Below are 21,379 nucleotides of genomic sequence, written 5' to 3' on the forward strand. Positions count from 1 at the left end.
TCGAGCTCGGTCAGTCAGCTGAGAGGGCCCGCTCGGTGACGGCCAGCGCCGCGGCCGTCGAGGTGAGGTCGGTGTGGAGCGCGGTCTGAAGCACGAGCTCGCGGAGCTCGGCGTCCGTGAGACCGTTCGCGCGGGCGGCCAGGAGGAGGTCGGGCAGGTCGTCGTGGCGGCCCTGCGCCGCGGCTGCCGTGAGCGCGGCGACCGACCGGCTGCGTGGGTCGAGACCCGGACGCGCCAGGACGGTGTGGTCGTCGTGCTCGGACACGAAGGCGCGGATCTCCGCGCTCCGCGCGCGGGACACGGTCTCGATGGCCTCGTCGCCGCCCGCGTGGGCGACGATCAGCCGGGCGACCTCGGCCGCAGCCTCGAGCGGTGCCGAGCCGGTCACGTCGTCGAGCACGGCCAGCTGTCCTCGCATCACGGCGTGCGAGACCTGGTGGGACGCGGCCGCGTGGTCGCTCGTGGCCACGACCAGCACCGGCGCGGAGACCGCGGGCAGCCGGGCCTCGAGCTCGGGGGATGCTTCGGGATCGATCACCACCACGGACTCGATGCGCTGGGGGGCTTCGAGCGCGAGGATCAGCCCCACCGTGCCGCCCAGGCCCGCGCCGGCGTGGAAGAACGACGGGTGCAGCTCACCTCGGTTGGCGAGCATCTCGTCCACCATCTCCAGCACCCCGGCAGCGATCTCGCCCGGCGTGAGCGAGCCGTCGGCCGCAGGGCTCGACCCGTGACCGGGGAGGTCCCAGGCCAGGACCTCGAAGTGCTCGGCGAGGTGGACGGCGCTCGACGACCACAGGTCGCGTGCCGACGTCCCCGCCGAGGGCCCCAGCACGAGGAGGGGGAGTCGCGGCGAGCCGCCGAGCCGCACCGCAGCGATCTGCGGGAGGCTCACGCGTTCTCCTCCATGAAGGTCTCCGCTCGCTCCAGGGCCTCGACGACCATGTCCTCGGCGATCCCGAGGTAGGGCTCCGGCTCGGAGTCGTCCTCGGCGTCTGCGCCGACGAGCGCGGCCAACGCGCTGCGCTCCTCGAGCACCGCGCTCGCCGAGGCCTGGAGCCCGGCCAGCATCCTGGCTTCGTCCGCACCCAGTCCGTCCAGGAGCTCGGTGGTCCAGGTCGCGGCCGCGGCGGCGTCACGGGCCAGCTCGCGCATCGCTCTCCACTCCGCCCCGAGGGACCCGGGCGACCCGGCCCAGGCTGCGCCCGCGGAGGCGAGGTGGAGGGTGGCGCCCAGCGGCGGCGCGGCCTCGGCCGTCTGACGGATCAGCGCCGGCAGACGGGGCTCGGCCGGTTCCACCTCGCGGACGGCAGGGTCGGCGAGCGCAGCGACGTCGCCGGCCAGGCGGCCCCAGGCGTCGGTGCAGGCGAGCAGGGCGTCGGCGGTGCGGGTGAAGGACCCGCGTGCCGTGTGCCAGGCGCGGCGCTCCCGCAGGCCGAGCCTCTCCGCCACGTCGGTCACGACGTCGGCCGCCGCGGAGAGCGGGTCGGCCTCCCCGCGCAGCCGGGCGATCTCGGTGAGGGAGGCGAGGGTCCCGGACGATCCTCCGAGCTGACCCGGCAGGAGCGAGCGCGCGTCGACGACGAGGTCGGCCGCGTCGATGATGCTGTCGAGCCAGACGACGGCCACGGCGCCGAACGTCGTCGGTGTGGGCGTCTCGGCGGAGCCGGCTGCCATGGGCGTGACGGCGTGACGCTCGGCCAGCGCCGTGAGTGCGGTGATCTGGGCCTTGACCTGCTCGACCACGTGGTGGAGCACGTCCTTGACGGCCAGCACCAGCGCGGTGTCGAGCACGTCCTGCTGCGCGAGACCCTGGTGCAGCCAGGCGGCCGTGTCGGCATCGGTCCGTGAGCGCAGCAGCGTCAGGAGGCCCTCGACAGGACGGTTGTCGGGAGCCTCGAGGAGGACCGCGCCGGCTTCGTCGTCGAGGAGCCCGAGCAGGTGCCCGACCAGGTCGTCGTGGTGAAGGCCGGGGGCCAGCTCGGCCCGGACGAGGGCGTCGAGCCACGCCGCCTCGACCTGGACCATGGAGCGCAGGAGCGTGGCGTCGGACATCAGGTCGCCGGAGCTCTCGGCGTGGGTCCCGGGGGCAGCGGTCATGGGGACAGCCTGCCCCCACCGGACCGTGAGGGCCAGGACCGCCCCCTGCGGGATCAGACCGGGACGGTGCGCGCCCGTCGATCGGTGCGGCGGAGGTAGACGGCGACGAGGAGGCTCGCGACGGCTGCCCAGGCGCACCAGATCGACGCGAACCCGTCGATGGTGAGGTAGGCGATGACGGCCACGGCCACCAGGTTCACGGCCCCGAACACGGCGATCGCCCGGTGGCGGGAGAACAGGGCCGACCCGCACGTCGCCGCGACGTACGCCGCCGTGACGGGGATCTCGGCGGGCAGGCCCGTGCTGTAGGCGATGTGATGGTCCCCCAGCGCTGCCTTCACCGGTCCCCTCAACAGGGCGGCCAGGAGAAGTGCCGAGACGGCGGTGCCGACGACGGCGAACACTGTCATGACGTGCCGGCGCAGGCCGCGCGGCTCCAGCGCGCGGACGACGAGCGGGACGTACGGCGGCAGCACGACGAACGCCACCAAGAGGTAGGCCCACGTGGCGGGCCCGGTCCAACCGGCCGGCAGGTCGCCGCGGAGCCCCCACCACACGACGGCCTCGGTCAGCTGGTGCAGGCCGAGCAGCAGCGGCAGGGCACCGAGCGCGAGGCGTGCCGGGCGGGGTCCCGCGTGCCGGAGCGCGTCGATGCCCGCGGCGCTGATGACGAGACCGCCCACGACGTCCGCCTCAGGCGAGAAGCACATGCCCGGAGGTACCCGACGAGCGCGCGGTCAAGCGTCAGGCCGGTCTCAGTGGCCCCGCGCGATCCACTCATCGAGGTGGGGCGCCTCGGCACCGACCGTGGTGTCGTCGCCGTGCCCGGTGTGGACCACGGTCTCGGGCGGGAGACCCAGCACGTGGTCGCGCAGCGACTCGATGATCGTGTCGAAGCTCGAGTACGAGCGTCCCGTGGCGCCGGGACCGCCGTTGAAGAGCGTGTCGCCGCTGAACAGGGCGCCCAGCTCCTCGGCGTGGAGAACGGTGCTGCCGGGGGAGTGGCCCGGCGTGGCGATGGCCCGGAGCTCGGTGCCGGCCACGGTGAACGTGGTGCCGTCCACGAGGTCCTCGTCGGGCGCGGTGTCGTGCTCGGCGTCCCACAGCATGCGGTCGGCCGGCGGGAACCAGACGGGCGCGCCCGTGGCGCGGCCCAGCTCGACGGCTGCGTTGATGTGGTCGTTGTGACCGTGGGTCAGGACGATGGCCTTGACCGTGCGACCGGCGACGGCCGCCAGGATGGGCGCGGCGTCGTGGGGTGCGTCGATCACGATCACCTCGGTGTCGTCGCCGACGATCCAGACGTTGTTGTCGACGTCCCAGCTGCCGCCGTCGAGCTCGAACTGTCCCGACGTGACGGCCTTCTCGATGCGTGCCGTGCTCACAGCTCCACCACCGATCGCAGGACGTCGCCGTGGTGCATCTTGGTGAAGGCCGCCTCCACGTCGTCGATGCCGATCTTCTCGGTCACGAACGCGTCGAGGTCGAGGCGGCCCTGCTGGTAGAGGTCGACGAGCATCGGGAAGTCGCGGCTGGGCAGGCAGTCGCCGTACCAGCTGGACTTGAGCGAGCCGCCGCGCCCGAAGACGTCGATGAGCGGCAGCTCGAGCTGCATCTCCGGCGTCGGGACGCCGACCAGCACGACCGTGCCGGCGAGGTCGCGCCCGTAGAAGGCCTGCTTCCAGGTCTCGGGTCGGCCGACGGCGTCGATCACGACGTCGGCGCCGAAGCCGCCGGTGAGTGCCTGGATGGCCTCCACGACATCGCCGTCACCGGCGTTGATCGTGTGGGTGGCACCGAGCTTCTTGGCGCCCTCGAGCTTGCGGTCGTCGAGGTCGATCGCGATGATCGTGGCCGCGTTGGCCAGACGCGCACCGGCGACGGCCGCCGCTCCCACGCCCCCGCAGCCGATGACGGCCACGGAGTCGCCGCGCTGCACGTTGCCGGTGTTGATGGCGGCACCGAGGCCGGCCATCACGCCACAGCCCAGGAGGCCCACGGCTGCCGGCGACGCGCTCGGGTCGACCTTGGTGCACTGGCCGGAGGCGACGAGCGTCTTGTCGGCGAACGCACCGATGCCGAGCGCGGGCGAGAGCTCGGTGCCGTCCTCGAGCGTCATCTTCTGCGTGGCGTTGTGCGTGTTGAAGCAGTACCAGGGCCGTCCGCGCGTGCAGGCGCGGCACTCGCCGCACACCGCGCGCCAGTTGAGGATCACGAAGTCGCCGGGCTCGACGTCGGTGACGCCCTCGCCGACGGACTCCACGAGGCCCGCGGCCTCGTGGCCGAGCAGGAACGGGAACTCGTCGTTGATGCCGCCCTCGCGGTAGTGCAGGTCGGTGTGGCAGACGCCGCAGGCCTGGATGGCCACGACGGCCTCGCCCGGACCCGGGTCCGGGATCACGATGTTCTCGACGCTGACGGGTTCGCCCTTGGCTCGGGCGACTACTCCTCGGACGGTCTGCGGCATGCGGGACTCCCTCGGGATGGTGGGTCGGTGTGACCGATCACCGCCAGCCTAGGGCGGGTCGCGGACCCGCGCGCCACGCGGGAGTGAACCGATCCGTCAGCTCTTCACGACCGCCGTCGCGCCGCTCGTGCTCGACCGGGTGATGTACGAGGTCTTGCTGCCGGTGACGCGGACGGTGATCCGCTTGCCGACGCTGCCGGAGGTGAGCGTGTGCGTGCGGCCGGTGGCGCCCGTGATGGCCACGCCGTCGCGGAGCCACTGGTAGCGAAGCGTCACCGGGCTGGGCGTCCAGGTGAGGACGTTCGCGGTGAGGACCTTGCCGCGCTGCGCCGTGCCGGTGATGGTGGGCTTCCGGGCGGTCAGCACGCCCCGCACGGCTGCGGTGGAGAGCGACGTGCTGGAGACGCTCGTGGACCCCGAGCGCGACCCGGTGACCTTGAACGAGATCGTCTTGCCGGCCTGGGCGTTGGTGAGCACGAAGGTCTTGGCGGTGGCACCACTGATGGCCACACCGTTGGCGAGCCAGCGGTACGCGAGCGTGACGCCCGACGGGCCCCAGACGCCCGACTTGGCCGTGAGGGTGCTGCCCGCCGTGGTGGTGCCCGAGACGGTGGGCTTGACGGCCGTGATGCGCGGCGCGACGGGCTGGCCGGCATAAGCCTCCTGGTCGACCGACGGCGAGCCCGTGAGTCGACCCGTGACGCGCACGCTGACGGACTTGCCGACCAGCTCGGACGTGAGGGCGAGCGTGCTGCCGGTGGCTCCCGCGATCGCGGTGCCTCCGGCCGACCACTGGTAGGAGAGCGTGACGCCTGACGGGCCCCAGGTGCCCGGGTTCGCCGTGAGGGTGCGTCCCACCTCCGGCGTGCCGGTGACGGTGACGGCGCCCTTGGTGATGGTCGGCTGGGAGCCCAGGGTGACCGGGTAGGTGAGGTCGGACTGGGCGCCCGCGAAGTCGATGACGGCCGCGTCCTCGAGCGCGTACGCGTCCTTCCAGTACTCGCCCACGGTGCCCGCGGGGCTCGGCGTCTGGCTCGTGCCCTGGCCGCAGGCCGTGGCCGTCGCCGGGTTGAAGAACGCCTTGTACGCCGTGTCGCCGGACTGCGTCAGGCGGAAGCGGCCCTGTGCGTCGGTGCAGATGGGCCCGTACTGCGCGGGACCCCAGACGCCGTCACGGCGGATCCAGAGGCCCACGGCGGCGTTGGCCGCGGCGGTGCCGTTGGCGTTCTTGACCGCGAAGGTCCGGGTGGAGCGTCGCGTGAGGACGACGTCGAGCGCGGTGGTCTGGTCTGCGGCGATGGTGACGGGGACCGTCTTGCCCTCGTAGACGGGCTGGCCGATGCCGCTGTCGGCCGAGATGGAGACCGAGTACGTCTTGGGGAACAGGTCGTCGGTCAGGTCGTGCTGGCTGCTGTCGTAGCGACCCTGGGCGTCGGCCTGGAAGCCGTACCCGCCCGCGCCGTCGCTGGGGGAGACGGTGACGGAGGCGTTCGGGATGGGCTGGCCTGCCGCGTTCCGCACGGTGCCGGCGAAGCGGCCGGCGCGCTCGAGGACGATGTCCCGCACCGTCACGGCGTTCCCGTTCAGGATGCGCACCTGCGTCGTCCCGTAGGGGCTCCAGCCGTTGTCGTAGTACTCCGACGTGAGTCGCGTGGTGTCCGCGACCTGCCGGTCGTCGGTGGCGCGGAGCGTGTAGTAGCCGTCGGCCAGGCTGGAGGCCGTGAAGCGGCCGGTCGAGCCGGTGCGGTAGTTGCCGACGTAGTCGCCGACGAAGCTGCCGGGCTCGGTGGCGCGGTAGAGCGAGACCGAGGCCCCGTTGCTTCCGAAGACCGTGGCCGTGCCACCGGTGGGCTTGGCCAGGACGCGGCCGGTGATGGAGCCCGTGGCCGCCTCGGCGGGCGACGCGGCGAGCAGGCCGGCCACGAGCGCGAGGATCGCGACGAGGAGCAGGACAGGACGAGATCTGCGGCTGACAGCCATGGTGTTCCCCCGAGGTGAAAGGGAGACGTTCAGGCTCACGCCCCCCGATGTGCTGGTCACCCTAGCGGCTCAAGACGTCCTGACCACATGTCGCAAGCATCCAATCCGTGACGCCTGCCGAACGAGCAAGTGCCGACCGTCGGTGGGCACGGCATCGGGCCTGGGCGTCGGGAGCCGGCTGTCGGGCGGCGCGGGAACAGCGGGCCGCCGCAGGTGGTTGTCCAAGGGAACCGACTTTCGAGGAGATACCCATGACGCAGTCCCTTTCTGCCGCAGCATCCGGAACCTTCACCCTCGGCGGTGACCTCACGGTCAACCGTCTGGGCTACGGCGCGATGCAGATCACCGGCGAGGGGGTGTGGGGGCCGCCGAAGGACCCGGCGGGAGCCGTGGCCGTCCTGCGCCGGGCCGCCGAGCTGGGCGTCACCCTCTTCGACACGGCTGACTCCTACGGCCCCAACGTGTCCGAGGAGCTCATCGCCGAGGCGCTCCACCCATACGCCGACGACGTCGTGATCGCCACCAAGGCCGGTCTGACCCGCACGGGCCCCGGCGAGTGGATCCCCGTAGGACGTCCGGCCTACCTGAAGCAGCAGGTGGAGCTAAGCCTGCGCAAGCTCAAGCTCGAGCGCATCGACCTCCTCCAGCTGCACCGCATCGACCCCGAGGTGCCGCTCGCCGACCAGGTCGGTGCGCTCAAGGAGCTGCAGGAGGCCGGCAAGATCCGGCACATCGGACTCAGCGAGGTCTCGGTCGACGAGGTGAAGCAGGCGCGCGAGGTGGCTGACATCGTCTCGGTCCAGAACCTCTACAACCTCGCCAAGCGCGACGCCGAGGAGCTGCTCGACTACGCGACCGCCGAGGGCATCGGCTTCATCCCGTGGTTCCCGCTCGCCACGGGCGAGCTCTCCCAGGAGGGCAGCCCGCTCACGAAGCTGGCTTCCGAGCACGACGCCTCGCCCTCGCAGCTCGCGCTCGCCTGGCTGCTGCACCGCTCGCCCGTCGTGCTGCCCATCCCGGGCACGTCGAGCGTCGACCACCTCGAGGACAACGTGGGCGCCGCGGCCATCGAGCTGAGCGAGGACGAGCAGCAGGCCCTCGCCGACGCTGTCTGAGCCCGTCATGATGGGTTCCGTGCGACCACTCTCCGCCCTCTCCGTCGAGGACCTCCGCGCCCGGACCAGCATGAAGTGGAGCACCTACGGACCCGACGTGCTGCCCGCCTGGGTGGCCGAGATGGACGCGCCTCTGGCGCCGTCCGTCTCGGCCGTCCTCGCGGACGTGGCGCGGACCGGCGACCTCGGCTACCCCGCCGCGAGCGGCTTCGACGACGCCTTCCGCGACTTCGCGGAGCGACGCTGGGACTGGCGTCCCGGGTTCGCACTGCCGGTGGCCGACGTCATGATCGGCGTCGTCGAGGCGCTCCGACTCGTGACGCCGCCCGGGGGAGCGGTGATCGTGAGCCCGCCCGTCTACCCGCCTTTCCACGACGCCGTGCGCCTCGCCGGCGCCGAGCCCGTCCGGGTGCCGTTGGGCCCCGACTTCCGCCTCGATGTCGACGCGCTGGCCGAGGCGTTCCGCCGCCACGCCGGTCGAGCCACCTTCCTGCTCTGCAACCCGCACAACCCCACCTCCTACCCCGGCACCTTCGAGGAGCTCTCGCGCATCGCCGGGCTCGCGGCCGAGCACGGCGTGCGGGTGGTCGTCGACGAGATCCACGCCCCGCTCGCCGACCCCGTCTCGTTCGTCCCCTACCTCCGGGTCCCGGGCACGGACGACGCAGTCGTCGTCACGTCGGCCTCCAAGGCGTGGAACCTGGCCGGCATCAAGGCGGCGCTCATGGTCGCGGGCACGGCGGCCCGTGCCGAGCTGGAGGATCTGCCGGAGCTCGTGTCCCACGGGACGAGCCAGGTGGGCGAGCGCATCCAGGCGGCTGCCTGGTCCGACGGCGTGGAGTGGCTCGACGACGTCCGGGCCGACCTCGCCGTGAACCGCGAGCTCCTGCACACCCTGCTGGCCGAGCACCTGCCGCGGGCGCGCGCGGTCGTGGGGGACGGCTCGTACCTGGCGTGGCTCGACCTGAGGCCCTACGCGCTGGGCGACGACCCGGCCGCCGTGCTGCTGGAGCGCGCCGGTGTCGCGCTCGGATCGGGCCCCCCGTTCGGCGAGGGCCGGGGGTTCGCGCGGCTCAACTACGCCACCTCCCCAACCGTCCTCACGGAGCTCCTCGAACGGCTCGGGCGCGTGCTGTAACTCCCTGTTATACCGGGCAAAGATCGGTGTCGAGGTAGTTCCAAGTTAGTCCTTTCGAACTAGGGACCCGGGACGTTCGGCCGGGGTATGTTCGATCCCAGAGGGAGTTCGGACCGGTCCATTCGGCGCTTGGGAGGGCATCGAGGGGCAGCACTCGGGAGAGGTGCTGACGGGACGAAGCGACTCGTCGCCAGGGAGAGGGGACTGTCGCGTCGCACGATCGAGGTCGGACCGGTGGCTTGTGGGAGCTGCCACCGGTCCGACCGATGATCGGGCGCGGGGCGTTCTTGCGGTGACGCCGGCGCGCATGCATCTCGGGGTGTTCCGGCGTCCTCCTGGGTGATCGCCAGACGACCGATACGGTACGAGGGTGAGTGACACCCGCCGCCTGCTGCTGGTCAACGGGCCCAACCTCAACCTGCTGGGGACCCGCGAGCCCGAGGTCTACGGGTCTCAGACGCTCGCCGACGTCGAGGCGCTCGTGACGGCCACCGCCGCCGAGCACGACCTCGAGGTCCGATCGGTCCAGAGCAACCACGAGGGCGTCCTCATCGACGCCATCCACGCTGCTCGCACCGACTGCCTCGGCATCGTCATCAATCCCGGCGGCCTCACCCACACCTCCGTGGTGCTGCGCGACGCCCTCACCGGGGTCGCGCTCCCGTTCGCCGAGGTGCACATCTCCGACGTCCACGCGCGTGAGGAGTTTCGCCACCACTCCTACCTGAGCGACGTCGCGACGACGGTCGTCGTCGGCCAGGGCGTGCCCGGGTACGCCCAGGCCGTCCAGGAGCTCGCTGTGATCATCGAGGCTGCTCGTGGCTGAGGCACCCCGCAAGAAGCAGCTCGCCGTGAGCCGTCGCGTCCGCGTGCCGGGCGCGGACGCCGACTGGGCCGCGCTCCGCGACTTCGCCCAGACCTTCGACGCCTCGTTCTTCCTCTCGAGCTCCATGGCACAGGTCGCCACGGTGGCCTACCGGCCGGCCTTCGCCGCCGCCGACGCCGGGACCCTCGACGACGGAGAGCTCGGGGTGGTGCTGCTCCGCGCCGCGCTGTGGTTCCAGGCCCGCTCCGACACCATGTCGGGAGCGGCCGGCTTCAGCGGCCCCGAGGTGGAGCGTCTCTACCGCAGCGTGTGTGCCGAGCTGCACCGCCGTACCGGGGGCTGGGTCGACGAGAACCGCTGAGCCCCGAGCACCTCGGAGCGCTCAGCGCTCGAGGCCGTCGAGGACCTTGAGGGTCTCGGACCAGGCCGGGGTGCTCGGGTCGATCAGCACGAAGTGGTCGCCCGGGACCTCGTGCAGGACCGCAGTGGCACCGGCTGAAGTCGCCTTGTCGACATAAGCCGTCGACTGCGCCAGAGGCACCACCTGGTCGTCGGTGCCGTGGACGCAGTGGACCGGCACGTCGAGGGGCACGAACGTCATGGGGTCGGCCGGCTTGATCGGGGCGTCGCCCAGGAGCGAGAGCACCGCGCCGCCACCGAGCGCGTCCTGAGCAGCGGTCTGCAGGTCGAGCACGCCCGCCTGGGACACCGCGGCGGTGATCTTGACCTTCTTCGTCTTCCCGACCACCCACACGCCCAGGTGCCCGCCGGCGGAGTGCCCGAGGGTGATGAGGGTGGAGAGGTCGAGACCCTCCACGTCGGCCAGGGCGTCGATGCCGTTGCGCACGTCGTCGAACGTGGTGGGCCACCCGCCTCCGTTGCCGACGCGGCGGTACTCGAGGTTGGCCGCGGTCCAGCCCTCCTTGGCGAGGGAGGCGGCCAGGGGCCGGCCGAGCGAGAGGTCGTACTGCGAGCTCCAGAAGCCGCCGTGGATCACCACCACGACTCCGCGGGAGCGGCCCTCGGGTCGCGTGAGCTCGAGCAGCTGGGACTCGTCCTTGCCGTACCGGATGGTCTCCACGCCTCGCCCGCCCTTCGTCCTCGGAGCGTCGTCGGAGCCGCCCAGGCCACAGGAGGCGAGCCCGGCCGCTGCCGCGGTGGCAAGCGACCCGAGCAGGAGACGTCGACGATCCACGGGCCCAGCCAACCACGCTCCGGAGGGCTCCGCCGGGCAGCCGAGCGGGTGGTCGGGGCCGCGGCGTCCGCCGATAGGATGGAGGTCCGACGCGAACGAGGAGGCCGGGTGGATGTCCACGACCTCGACACGTTCCTGCTGATCGGTGCGGCTGTCCTCATCGCGGCCGTCCTGGCGGTCCGCGTCTCGGTCCGGGCCGGACTGCCGTCCCTCCTCATGTACCTGGGGCTGGGGCTCGCGCTTGGCAGCTCCGGTGCGGGCATCCAGTTCCACGACGCCGACGTCGCGCTCGGCCTGGGTCTCAGCGCCCTCATCCTGATCCTCGCCGAGGGTGGTCTCACCACGAAGTGGGAGCACGTCCGGCCGAGCCTGGGCTACGGGCTGCTGCTGGCGACGCTGGGCTCCACCATCAGCGTGCTGGTGGTCGCCTTCGCGGCGCACCAGTTCTTCGACCTGCGCTGGGAGATCGCCATCCTGCTCGGCGCGGTCCTCACGCCCACCGACGCTGCCGCGGTGTTCAGCGTGCTGCGCGCCGTCCCCCTCAAGTCACGCATCACCGGTGTCCTGGAGGTGGAGTCCGGCCTGAACGACGCACCCATCGTCGTGCTGGTCACCGCCATCAGCGCAGGTCACCTCGTCGACGACGGTCCGCTCAAGTTCGGCGCGCTCATCGTCTTCGAGCTCGTGGCCGGTGCGGTCGTGGGCCTCGGCGTGGGGTTCGGTGCGGGCCGGTTGCTGCGCTCGGTCGCCCTGCCCGCGTCCGGCCTCTACCCCCTGGTGGTGCTGGCCTTCACGGTGCTGTCCTACGGCGGGGCCACCGCCATCCACGCGAGCGGCTTCGCGGCCGTGTACGTCTCGGCGCTCGTGCTCGGCAACACCGAGCTCCCGCACCGCGTGGCCACCCGCTCGTTCGTCGAGGGCATCGGGTGGCTCGCGCAGATCGGCCTGTTCGTCATGCTCGGTCTGCTCGCGAGCCCCGACGAGGTGGAGTGGTGGCACGTCTACACGGGGCTCGGGGTGGGAGCCGTGCTCACGTTCGTGGCACGCCCGCTCTCGGTGGCGGTGTGCGCGATCGGACAGGGACAGACCCGCCGTGAACAGCTGTTCGTCGCGTGGTCGGGCCTGCGTGGAGCGGTGCCCATCATCCTGGCCACCATCCCGCTCGCCGCCGACGTGCCGGGCTCGCGCGACCTCTTCAACATCGTGTTCGTCGCCGTCGTGATCTACACGCTCGTGCAGGTGGCCCCGCTGGGTCGCCTCGCCGCCTGGTGCGGCGTCCTCAGCGCCGAGGTTCGCGACGTCGAGGTGGAGGCAGCGCCGCTGGAGCGGGTCTCGGCCGACCTCCTGCAGGTGCACGTCCCGCCCGGCTCACGCCTCGCCGGAGTGGAGGTGGGCGAGCTGCGACTCCCCGACGGTGCCTCGGTCTCGCTCGTGGTGCGCCAGGACAAGCCCTTCGTGCCGCACCGCACCACGCGGCTCGAGCGCGGCGACGACCTTCTCGTCGTGGCCACCCGCGACGTGCGCGAGGCCACCGAGCAGCGCCTGCGCGCGGTCGGCCGCGGCGGCCGCCTCGCCGGCTGGGGCGAGCCCTCCGCACCCTGAGCAAGGCGCCAAGCCTGCGGGCGGTGGATCTGCCACCGTATGAGGGCTCATTCGGTGGAGGATCCACCGCTCAGCCGTCGAGCCTGGTATTCGGTGGAGGATCCACCGCCCGCCGGGGCCTACTCCTCGATCGTGACCTGGGGGACGCAGACCGAGACCTCGGACGGCGTCTTGAACGAGGTGCGCGACTTCTTGCGCAGCGCCTTGTAGTCGTCGCCCACCACGACGGTGACGCCGTCGGTGGCGGGCAGGTCGGACTCCACGTAGCTGACGTCGGTGAACTGGATGGCGACGAGGTGGACGATGGGGTCGTCCTTGTCGGCGTCGAGGATCGTGACGCCCTCACCGGCCACCTTGCTGGTGCTGTTGGCGACGTCGCCGGCGAGGAAGCCGCGGCGCTGCAGGTTGATGCTCACGCGGTTGGCCAGGCCGGAGCGCTGGCTGGCGTTGAGCACGTTGACCTTCACGAGGTTGCTCGAGAGCGTCTCGCCGCGGGCCACGGTCTGGTCGGTGCACGTGGCGGCGGCGTCGTCGGTGGTGTCGGCCTTGGCCGTCACGAGCTTCACGCCCAGGAGCAGCCCGAGCACGAGCACGATGGCGCTGACGCCGATGGCGACGGGGGTGGAGGCTCGGTTCATACGTGCTTGCCGATCGTGTGGATGCGGGCATGGAGCATGCCGCGCTGCTGGAGGGCCGCGCGGACTGCCCGGTGCAGGCCGTCCTCGAGGAAGAGCTCGTCCTTCCACTTCACGACGTGGGCGAAGAGGTCGCCGAAGTAGGTGGAGTCCTCGTCGAGCAGGTGCTCGAGGTCGAGCTGGGTCTTGGTGGTGGTGAGGTCGGAGAGGCGGACCTGGGTGGGGGAGATGTCGGCCCACTCCCGAGCCGTCAGGCCGTGCGCGGGGTAGGGGCGCCCGTCACTCACCCGCCGAAAGATCACGTCGTCAGTGTAGACAGGCTGGATCCAGCCGCGGGTAGCCTGACGCGCATGAGCGAGCCGACCCAACCCCCACCGAGCGCGGCCGAGGCCGCCGCCCAGGCCGCAGCGCAGGCAGCCGTCGAGGCGGAGAGGCTCGCCGGCGAGGCCCGGGCGAAGGCCGAGGAGCTGGCTCGGGCGGCCGAGGCCGAGGAAACAGCGGCGCAGCAGGCCGCGCCGGAGACCGCGCCGGAGACCGCTGCTCCCGCTGCTCCCGCTGCTCCCGCTGCTCCCGCAGCTCCCGCGGCCGGGGCGTCGGCCGTCGTCGCCGCGGTGCAGGCCGGCTACGCGTTCGACGGCCCGGCGCTGCAGCTGGGTGCCCTGGTCGACGGAGAGCCCGTCGTCGAGGCCCAGGTGCGCATCCCCCTGGCCATGGTGAACCGTCACGGGCTCGTGGCCGGCGCCACCGGCACGGGAAAGACCAAGACCCTGCAGGTGCTGGCCGAGCAGCTGTCGGCCGCCGGCGTCCCGGTCTTCGCCGCTGACATCAAGGGTGACCTCTCCGGCATCGCGACCCCCGGGACGCCCGACGCCAAGCTGGAGGCACGCTGCACGAGCATCGGTCAGGACTGGAAGCCTGCGGCGGCCCCCACGGAGTACTTCACCCTCGGCGGCCAGGGGACGGGTGTCCCGATCCGCGCCAGTCTCGAGTCCTTCGGGCCGGTGCTGCTGGCCAAGGTGCTGGGGCTCAACGCCACCCAGGAGTCGTCGCTCGGACTCGTCTTCCACTACGCCAAGAACGCCGACAAGCGGCTCGTCGACCTCGTCGACCTCCGGGCCGTGCTCACGCACCTCACCGGGGACGGCAAGGCCGAGCTGAAGGCGCTCGGCGGACTGTCGGCGTCGACCGCCGGGGTCATCCTGCGTGAGCTCATCGCGTTCTCCGACCAGGGCGCCGACGCGTTCTTCGGTCTGCCCGAGATCGACCCCGCCGACTTCCTGCGCACCGTCGCCGGCCCTGACGGCGAGCAGGGCGTGGTCTCGCTGCTGGAGCTGCCGGGGGTCCAGGACCGGCCCGAGCTCTTCTCCACCTTCCTCATGTACCTCTTGTCGCGGCTCTTCCGCGACCTGCCCGAGGTGGGCGACGTCGAGAAGCCGCGCCTCGTCTTCTTCTTCGACGAGGCGCACCTGCTGTTCGCCGACGCCTCCAAGGACTTCCTCGAGCAGGTCACCCAGACCGTCCGCCTCATCCGGTCCAAGGGTGTGGGCATCTTCTTCGTGACCCAGACGCCCAAGGACGTGCCGTCCGACGTCCTCGCCCAGCTCGGGTCGCGGGTCCAGCACCAGCTCCGGGCCCACACGCCCGACGACGCCAAGGCGCTGAGGGCCACGGTCTCGACCTACCCGAAGTCGGACTACGACCTCGAGGAGGTGCTCACCCAGCTCTCGATCGGCGAGGCGATCGTCACCGTCATGAACGAGAAGGGCGCGCCCACCCCGGTGGCCTGGACCCGCCTGCGCGCACCGCAGGGATCCATGTCTCCCACGCCTGCCCCGCAGATGGAGGCCACGGTCACCGCGTCGCCCCTCCTGGCCAAGTACGGTGCCGCGGTGGACCCGCCCTCCGCGGCGGAGGACCTGCAGGCCCAGCAGCAGGCGTCGCAGGCGCAGAAGGACGCGGACCTGGCCGCCGAGCGCACCCGCAAGGAGGCCGAGCGGCTCGAGAAGGAGGCCGGTCGCAGCACGCGGACCACAGGGTCGAGGCGCACCTCGCGAAGCTCGTCGCGGCGTCAGTCGACGCTGGACAAGGCCGTCGGCGAGGCCTCTCGGACCATCGCCCGTGAGCTCGTCAAGAACCTCTTCAAGCGTCGTCGCTGACCACCTCGGGGTGTCCCCAGGGTGAACCTGGGGGTAACCACCGGTTGTCTGTGTCGGACCTGAGGGCCAAGATATGAACCATGGTCGACGTCGATGCCGGAGTGCAGCGGCGTTCTTCTTTGTCCAGGACCCGTCCACAGCGCGTCGCCGACGCGGTCCTGCTGCGCCGCCACCTCGGTGTCCGGCGGGCGGTCGTGGAGGTCGCGCTCATCGGCGGTCTCTACGTCTTCTACTGCGCCTCGCGGATGCTCGCCTCCGACGCGTTCGCCCCGGCGCGGGGGCACGCGCTCGACATCCTGGCCATCGAGAAGGCCTGGCGCATCGACATCGAGGCCCCGCTCAACCGACTGTTCGCCGACGTCCACTGGCTCGGCGTGGCCAGCAGCTTCTGGTACGCCACCACCCACTACATCGTCACCGCCGGCATCCTGATCTGGCTCTACCGCCGTAGTCACTGGCAGTACGTCATCGCCCGCCGTGCCCTCGTGCTGGCCACCGTGATCGGTCTCGTCTTCTACCTGTTCCTTCCCACGGCGCCGCCGCGCCTCGTCGACGGCAAGTACGTCGACGTGCTGGCCGAGTACCAGGCCGCGGGCTGGTGGGGCGCCGACGCATCCGCCCCCAAGGGGCTCGGCGGGCTCACCAACGAGCTGGCTGCGTTCCCGTCGCTCCACGCGGGCTGGGCCCTGTGGGTCGCCCTGGTCCTCATCTGGATGGGCGTCCCCAAGACGTGGCGCGTGATCGGACTGGTCTACGCAGCTGTCATGACCATCGACATCATCGGAACGGGCAACCACTGGCTGCTCGACGCCGTGGTCGGCTGGGCCGTCGTGCTGGTGGCCTGGGCGGTGGTCCAGGCGGTGAGTCGACGAGACGCGCCTCTGCCGGAGACCGACGTCGCGGGCGACGACCTCCTCGACGAGCCGCAGCCCGCCACCGGCTGACCGGCACACTGGTCCCATGGACCAGGTCGGTACCCAGGGCTCGTACGCCGTGCGCTTCGAGTGGGGCGTCACGGGCGGACTCACCATCGCCGAGGGCGCCGACGTCGCTGTCGTGGTCGACGTCCTCGACGACACCACGCGCCTGAGCGCGCTGTTCATGCGCGAGTCCGGCCTTCCTGTGTCGGTGGACGGCATGGCCATTGCGCCTCTCGTGAACGTGCTCGACGAGGTCGCCACCACGGTCGCGCTCGCATCGCTGCGCAACGCTCGGGCGGTGGCCGACTGGCTGGCGCGCGAGCACGACCCCGAGACCGCGACGGTCGCCGTCATCGCGTGCGGCGAGCACTGGCCCGACGGCACCCTGCGCCCGGGGCTTGAGGACCTGTGGGGAGCCGGTGCCGTGCTGTCGGCGCTCGAGGACCTCGACTGGCCGGGGCTCTCCCCGGAGGCCGCCATGGCGGCGGACGCCTACCGGCTCATCGCCGGACGCGAGCCGGGTCACCTGCTCGCGTCGTCGTCGGGCGAGGCCCACGCCGCCGCGGGCCGCGAGCTCGCCCTCGACATGGCAGCCCAGGTCTCGGTGGACTCCGTCGTGCCCATCCTCAGCTCCCGCGGCTTCGTCCCCGCCCCTTGACCCGTGGGGCGGTGACGTGGCGTCCGTTCCTGCGGGGCTCGGCCGTGGGGCGGTGACCTGGCGTCCGTTCCTGCGGGGCTCGGCCGTCGGGCGGTGACCTGGCGTCCGTCCTGGGCGGCCGCCGTGCCGAGAACGGACGCTGACTCACCGCCCGACCGGCAGAGCGCACCCCGAGCCCGCGACGCAGTGGCCTGAGGGGTAGGCAGGTGTCGTGCATCAGTGCGACGCGATCCTCATCGACATGGACGGCACCCTGGTCGACTCCACCGCCTTCGGCGCTCGGCTGTGGCGCCGGTTCGCCTCACGGTGGGATGTGGACGGCGACGAGGTGGTGGAGTTCGCCCACGGCCGTCCCACCTCGGCCACGGTGAGCGCCTACGCGCCGGCCGAGGCGCTGGAGGCCGAGCTGGAGGTGCTGGAGCGCGACGAGCTGGACGGCGACGGGGTGGTCCCGATCGCCGGAGCGGTCGCTCTGGTCGCCTCGCTCGACGGCTTCCCGTGGGCGCTCGTCACCTCGGCCACGCGCGCGGTGGCCCAGCACCGCATGCGGTCCGCCGGACTGCCCCTGCCGACCGTGCTGGTCGGGTCCGACGACGTGGAGCACGGCAAGCCCGACCCCGAGCCGTTCCTCCGCGCCGCCGAGGCGCTCGGCGTGGACCCGTCGCGGTGCGTCGTCCTGGAGGACTCGCCTGCCGGTCTTGCGGCCGCGGCGGCTGCCGGGATGAGGGCCATCCAGGTGGGAGAGCACGAGCCCGCGGTGGACGGCGTGCTCGTGCAGCTCCCCGACCTCACGGGCCTGACCGTGGAGCTCGGCGAGGAGAGCGGCGCGATCCTGCGCTGGTCGACCGCTTAGTTCTTCTGGCTGGCGGTGTCGTATCAGTGGGATGGTGTTCGTCGTCTGGGTGAGAGGCAGCTCCAGGCCGCCGCCCCTGATCGGAGAAGACCATGACCACTGACACCACCGCCCGCACCCATGACCGCTCGCTCTGGCTCCCGGGCGTCGCGTTCGCCGCAGCCGGTGCCGCCGCGGCCGTGCTGACAGCGTCCATCGCGAAGGCTGCAGGAGCGACGCTGGAGATCGACGGCGAGGCGGTCCCGTTGACGGGATTCGCAGTCCTCGCGTTCGGCTTCTCGCTCCTCGGCCTCGTGATCGCCGCCGGCCTCCGGCGGTGGACGACGTCGCCCCGCACGGTCTTCGTGCGGATCACGCTCGTGCTGCTCGTGCTCTCGCTCGTGCCGGACGTGCTGATGCCCGACATCGAGACGTCGACCCGGGTGGCTCTCGTGCTGGCGCACCTCGTGACGGCCTTCGTCGTCATCCCCGGGGTCGTGAGCCGACTGCGCTGAGCGGGAGGAACGAAAGGACCCCTCGCGTACCCGCCAGAGCCCACTGACCCTTGCTGCCTTCCGGCCCTGGGGGAGTTGGGTGAGATAGCGCCACGCGAGGGGCTGTCGATCATCATACGGACCGGCCCCGGCGCAGCCCAACCCGGCCGGGCCGGGTAACCTTCTCGACGGAGGATTCGCATAGTGGCCTAGTGCGCTCGCTTGGAAAGCGGGTTGAGTGAAAGCTCTCAGGGGTTCGAATCCCCTATCCTCCGCCAGCGATACCAAGGCAGATGCCGGTTCACGTTCTCGACGAATGCGGGCCGGCATCGTGCTTAGTCTCAGTTTTAGTCTCAGTTGGCCACGACGGGTCATCGTTGGTCAGTCGTTGATGCTGTTGTCAGCGTCGAACAGCAGAGCATCGACGCGGTCGGCCACCTCGCGCCTGATCGGGTCAGTCACGTGTTGATACCTCGCCACCATCGACGTGCTCGACCATCCCATCACCGACATCACGGTCCGCTCCGGGACGCCGAGGACGAGGAGGACCGTCGCCGCGGTGTGCCGCGCGTCGTGCAGCCGGACGCGACGCACTCCCGCTTCCTTGAGCAGTGCCCGCCAGGCCACGTAGTCGGTGTTCAGGCTCAGGGCCTCGCCGATCTCGCTCGCGAAGAGCCAGCCCTCGTCGACCCACCGCTCACCTGCGCGACGTCGTTCCGACGTCTGCACGGCGCGATGCTGCTCCAGCAGCCCTACTAGCGCGGCGGGTAGGCCGATGACGCGATAGCCCGCGACGGACTTCGTCGGACCGATGAGGTCGTTCCGCTGGACTCTCTCGGGACACCGACCAGGCGTCTTGCCGCACGTTCCTCCGCAGCCGTGCTCGTACGAGGGACGCAGTCGTGTGGATCGGATGCGGAGGGAGCGCGTCTCGAGGTCGACGTCGCTCCAGCGCAGACCGAGCGCTTCGCCCTGACGCAGGCCTAGCGCGAGGGCCAGCGCCCACCGCGCGCCGTTGCGCGCCTCTCGCGCGGTGGCGAGGAGCTGTTGGACCTCGGCGACGCTCAGCGGCTCGACCGGTTCGGGGACGATGCGCGGCGCGCGGGCGAGCTGCGCGACGTTGCGTGCCACGTGGCCGCGTCGCACCGCTTCGCTGAGCGCCGCGCGGACCGTCCGGTGCACTTGATGGGCGGTGGCAGGACGCGCGCCTCCGTCGACCATTCTTCGGTACAAGGTCTCCAGGTGCTCTGGCGTCAGTCGCTCCAAACGGTGCGCGCCGACGGCCGGCACGAGGTGCTTGTGGACTGCGGTCCGGTACGCCTGGAAGGTCGAGTCGCGAAGCCCAGGCCGAACGATGGCGTCGAGCCAGTACCGGAGCCAGCTCTCGACGGTCCACTTCGACCCAGCGTTCGGAACGCGGGCCTGCTCCCGAAGCCGCTCCAGCGCACGAACCTTGCGAACGGCATTTGCTTTGGACTTGGCCGAGACATGGCGGCGATCCGGCTTCCCGTCGTCACGAACTCCGACCGTGATCCGGCCATGCCAGTACCCGTCGGCGCCGAGGTAGACGGTCGAGGCGAGATTCGGGTTGCGTGGACTCATGGCAGAGGAGGCTTCTCGCCAGGAGCGTCCTGGGAGCGCAGCCGTGCGACGTACTCGTCGAGGCAGACGACGGGAACGCGGCGGAGTCGGCCTATCCGGACGGAGTCGACCTCTTGCTCCTGGATAAGCCTGAACATCGATGTTCTCGCAATGCCCAAACGGCGTGCCGCGTCCTCAACCGTGACGAGCAGCGGCTCGGGTGCAGAAGAATCGGCTGTCATGCGGTTTCCCGGATCATTTCTTCCTCCTAGCGACTCAGGGTCTGCCGAGGGAGTCCAGAGGTCAGTATCGAGCAGAGTGCATCTCTAAACCGATATCGAGGCAACTCGTCCACAGGCGAACTGATGACCCCGTCGGGGTTGTGGACGGAGCCGCCATGGCTAGGAATCAACCGAGACGTTGACGAGCAACGACCCTTATGTCACGCTTGAGGTGGTCCAGAGGTGCGCCCTGAGACCGACCCGATCGAGTGTCGATCGGGTTTTTTGTTGCCCAGCGGGCAGAGCCTGTAGAGCCGACGGTCGCCTTCGTTGCACTGTCACGCAGATACTCTGGCTCGATGCGAGTGCATGAGCTGGCGGCTGAACTGCACATCGAGGCGCGCACGCTCATCGACCTGTTGCGAAGCGACGGTGAATGGGTTGCATCGCATCTGAGCTCGGTCCCCGATCCGGTAGCCCAGCGAATCATCGCCGACCCGCCCCCGCCCTCGCGCGCAGCCAGGCCGCAGGTGCGGTCTACACCCGGACCGGCTTTGCGCAGCGACTCGTTTGCACCGTTTCCTCGGGAAGTGAGTGCGCCCAAGCGGCGGAGACCGGGACCAGCCCGCATCATGCTTAAGGCGCGGCAGAGCGACGGTGACTTTCGTGTCGGCCGGCCTCGGCCGAGGGGCGCCGAACGAATGACGACTCGCGACGCTGCATTTGCCTGCGGCGTCAGCATGTCGACGATTCGCCAATGGGTTCATCGCGGATACCTCGTGCCAGTGGGCAAAGAGGGCCCAGCCCACGTCTTTGATGCCTACGACGTTCAGGTGGCGAGCGACTCCGTGAAGGACCGCACGCGACGCCCCGGGCGCAAGGTCGAGCCTGGAAGATGGTCGCTGTACGCATTCGACGGACTCAGCATCCCAGCCAAGCATCACAACGTCCTCGTCGACATAGATCAGGCCGCAGGCCTCGTGTCGGTAGCGCCCTCCACCATCCGCTCGTGGATCCGCCGCGGGCACCTCACACCATCGCCGACCTCGCGCCCTCGCCACACGAGGATCCGCATCGGTGACGTCCTCGCGGCCTCACGCCGCGGCGACGGTCGAAGCCGCCGCTAGCGGCCCCATCTTGGCCCACTCCTGACTCGGAGAAGGGAGGCCTCATGAGACCTCCCTAGGCGTAGCTCTACCCAAATTCGCCCTCCAACTCATCCCCGTTCAACGAAGCTCGCCCCCGGCGGGCTTTTTTTATGCCCGAAAGCAGGCACACCATGCTTGATCTACTGTCGCTGTCGCGATTTGACGACGGAACAGCCTTGGTCTGGATCGCCGCTATGTACTGGCCCCTGCGCGCTCTTGGGCGCGCCGTGTTGTTCGTCTGGTTCAGGAACCAGAGTGGCCGCGTGCGAGAAGACGTCATCCGACTCGTCCAGGCCTTAAGGGGGCGCTGA

21 protein-coding genes, 1 tRNA gene and 1 other RNA gene are annotated in these 21,379 nt (G+C 71.0%); 11 read left to right on the top strand and 12 right to left on the bottom strand.

From position 1 onward, the window contains the following. Positions 1–10: 10 nt before the first annotated feature. The 6 genes from ASD11_RS17175 to ASD11_RS17200 all read right to left on the bottom strand — a co-directional run bounded on the left by ASD11_RS17175 (position 11) and on the right by ASD11_RS17200 (position 6,547). Positions 11–895 (bottom strand): alpha/beta fold hydrolase, encoded by an 885-nt coding sequence (locus tag ASD11_RS17175; protein ID WP_056290572.1) that lies wholly within the window; start codon positions 893–895, stop codon positions 11–13. Continuing rightward, entirely contained in the window at positions 892–2,100 is a 1,209-nt protein-coding gene (locus ASD11_RS17180) for a lyase family protein (protein WP_056290575.1), read from the bottom strand. The genes ASD11_RS17175 and ASD11_RS17180 overlap by 4 nt, the downstream gene beginning before the upstream one ends. A 53-nt stretch (positions 2,101–2,153) precedes the next feature. Then, positions 2,154–2,810, bottom strand: a complete 657-nt coding sequence (locus tag ASD11_RS17185; RefSeq protein ID WP_056290578.1) for a DUF6629 family protein — start codon at positions 2,808–2,810, stop codon at positions 2,154–2,156. A gap of 45 nt (positions 2,811–2,855) precedes the next feature. After that, complete coding sequence (locus ASD11_RS17190) at positions 2,856–3,485, bottom strand: MBL fold metallo-hydrolase (protein ID WP_056290581.1); 630 nt, start codon at positions 3,483–3,485, stop codon at positions 2,856–2,858. After that, entirely contained in the window at positions 3,482–4,567 is a 1,086-nt protein-coding gene (locus ASD11_RS17195) for an S-(hydroxymethyl)mycothiol dehydrogenase (RefSeq protein ID WP_056290583.1), read from the bottom strand. The genes ASD11_RS17190 and ASD11_RS17195 overlap by 4 nt, the downstream gene beginning before the upstream one ends. A gap of 96 nt (positions 4,568–4,663) precedes the next feature. Then, on the bottom strand, positions 4,664–6,547 hold the full coding sequence (locus ASD11_RS17200) for a carboxypeptidase regulatory-like domain-containing protein (RefSeq protein WP_056290585.1): 1,884 nt from the start codon (positions 6,545–6,547) through the stop codon (positions 4,664–4,666). Between the two features lie 251 nt (positions 6,548–6,798). Between ASD11_RS17200 and ASD11_RS17205 the strand changes: the two genes are divergently transcribed. The 4 genes from ASD11_RS17205 (at position 6,799) to ASD11_RS17220 (ending at position 9,987) form a co-directional block, all read left to right on the top strand. Then, positions 6,799–7,662 (top strand): aldo/keto reductase, encoded by an 864-nt coding sequence (locus ASD11_RS17205; RefSeq protein WP_056290588.1) that lies wholly within the window; start codon positions 6,799–6,801, stop codon positions 7,660–7,662. Between the two features lie 10 nt (positions 7,663–7,672). Beyond that, positions 7,673–8,800 carry a MalY/PatB family protein gene (locus ASD11_RS17210; protein ID WP_442854204.1) on the top strand — a complete coding sequence of 376 codons (1,128 nt, stop codon included), beginning with the start codon at positions 7,673–7,675 and terminating at the stop codon, positions 8,798–8,800. Positions 8,801–9,170: 370 nt separating this feature from the next. Beyond that, complete coding sequence (gene aroQ, locus ASD11_RS17215; RefSeq protein WP_056290590.1) at positions 9,171–9,626, top strand: type II 3-dehydroquinate dehydratase; 456 nt, start codon at positions 9,171–9,173, stop codon at positions 9,624–9,626. After that, entirely contained in the window at positions 9,619–9,987 is a 369-nt protein-coding gene (locus ASD11_RS17220) for a hypothetical protein (RefSeq protein ID WP_056290591.1), read from the top strand. Before aroQ ends, ASD11_RS17220 begins: the two co-directional genes overlap by 8 nt. A 21-nt stretch (positions 9,988–10,008) precedes the next feature. On the opposite strand, the gene ASD11_RS17225 is transcribed toward ASD11_RS17220, so the two are convergent. Further along, positions 10,009–10,821: an alpha/beta hydrolase gene (locus tag ASD11_RS17225; protein WP_082554544.1), complete on the bottom strand. Its 813-nt coding sequence runs from the start codon at positions 10,819–10,821 to the stop codon at positions 10,009–10,011. Positions 10,822–10,929: 108 nt separating this feature from the next. Between ASD11_RS17225 and ASD11_RS17230 the strand changes: the two genes are divergently transcribed. Further along, positions 10,930–12,423, top strand: a complete 1,494-nt coding sequence (locus ASD11_RS17230) for a potassium/proton antiporter (protein ID WP_082554545.1) — start codon at positions 10,930–10,932, stop codon at positions 12,421–12,423. Between the two features lie 119 nt (positions 12,424–12,542). Here ASD11_RS17230 and ASD11_RS17235 read toward each other — a convergent pair whose 3' ends face one another. Together ASD11_RS17235 and ASD11_RS17240 are read right to left on the bottom strand one after the other, a co-directional pair. Next, positions 12,543–13,061 (bottom strand): LytR C-terminal domain-containing protein, encoded by a 519-nt coding sequence (locus ASD11_RS17235; protein WP_056290594.1) that lies wholly within the window; start codon positions 13,059–13,061, stop codon positions 12,543–12,545. Beyond that, positions 13,058–13,360, bottom strand: coding sequence for a type II toxin-antitoxin system VapB family antitoxin (locus tag ASD11_RS17240; RefSeq protein ID WP_056290595.1), 303 nt, complete (start codon positions 13,358–13,360; stop codon positions 13,058–13,060). The genes ASD11_RS17235 and ASD11_RS17240 overlap by 4 nt, the downstream gene beginning before the upstream one ends. 48 nt (positions 13,361–13,408) lie before the next feature. On the opposite strand from ASD11_RS17240, the gene ASD11_RS17245 reads away from it, so the two are divergent. The 5 genes from ASD11_RS17245 to ASD11_RS17265 all read left to right on the top strand — a co-directional run bounded on the left by ASD11_RS17245 (position 13,409) and on the right by ASD11_RS17265 (position 18,139). After that, positions 13,409–15,214: a helicase HerA-like domain-containing protein gene (locus ASD11_RS17245; protein WP_056290598.1), complete on the top strand. Its 1,806-nt coding sequence runs from the start codon at positions 13,409–13,411 to the stop codon at positions 15,212–15,214. A gap of 80 nt (positions 15,215–15,294) precedes the next feature. Continuing rightward, entirely contained in the window at positions 15,295–16,158 is an 864-nt protein-coding gene (locus ASD11_RS17250) for a phosphatase PAP2 family protein (RefSeq protein WP_082554546.1), read from the top strand. Positions 16,159–16,174: 16 nt separating this feature from the next. Then, positions 16,175–16,792: a 2-phosphosulfolactate phosphatase gene (locus ASD11_RS17255; RefSeq protein ID WP_056290602.1), complete on the top strand. Its 618-nt coding sequence runs from the start codon at positions 16,175–16,177 to the stop codon at positions 16,790–16,792. 211 nt (positions 16,793–17,003) lie between these two features. Then, positions 17,004–17,645, top strand: a complete 642-nt coding sequence (locus ASD11_RS17260; protein WP_056290605.1) for an HAD-IA family hydrolase — start codon at positions 17,004–17,006, stop codon at positions 17,643–17,645. Positions 17,646–17,737: 92 nt separating this feature from the next. Continuing rightward, positions 17,738–18,139 (top strand): DUF6069 family protein, encoded by a 402-nt coding sequence (locus tag ASD11_RS17265; RefSeq protein ID WP_056290608.1) that lies wholly within the window; start codon positions 17,738–17,740, stop codon positions 18,137–18,139. Between the two features lie 10 nt (positions 18,140–18,149). Here the strand turns inward: ASD11_RS17265 and ffs are convergent. Beyond that, positions 18,150–18,246, bottom strand: an RNA gene (ffs, locus tag ASD11_RS17935) — signal recognition particle sRNA small type. Positions 18,247–18,308: 62 nt separating this feature from the next. Between ffs and ASD11_RS17270 the strand changes: the two genes are divergently transcribed. Continuing rightward, a tRNA-Ser gene (locus ASD11_RS17270) sits at positions 18,309–18,396 on the top strand. Between the two features lie 103 nt (positions 18,397–18,499). Here ASD11_RS17270 and ASD11_RS17275 read toward each other — a convergent pair. Together ASD11_RS17275 and ASD11_RS18865 are read right to left on the bottom strand one after the other, a co-directional pair. Further along, on the bottom strand, positions 18,500–19,720 hold the full coding sequence (locus ASD11_RS17275) for a tyrosine-type recombinase/integrase (protein WP_056290611.1): 1,221 nt from the start codon (positions 19,718–19,720) through the stop codon (positions 18,500–18,502). Then, complete coding sequence (locus ASD11_RS18865; RefSeq protein WP_056290614.1) at positions 19,717–19,941, bottom strand: helix-turn-helix domain-containing protein; 225 nt, start codon at positions 19,939–19,941, stop codon at positions 19,717–19,719. Before ASD11_RS18865 ends, ASD11_RS17275 begins: the two co-directional genes overlap by 4 nt. Positions 19,942–21,379 lie beyond the last annotated feature (1,438 nt).

The organism is Aeromicrobium sp. Root495 (assembly GCF_001426755.1).
GTDB lineage: Bacteria > Actinomycetota > Actinomycetes > Propionibacteriales > Nocardioidaceae > Aeromicrobium.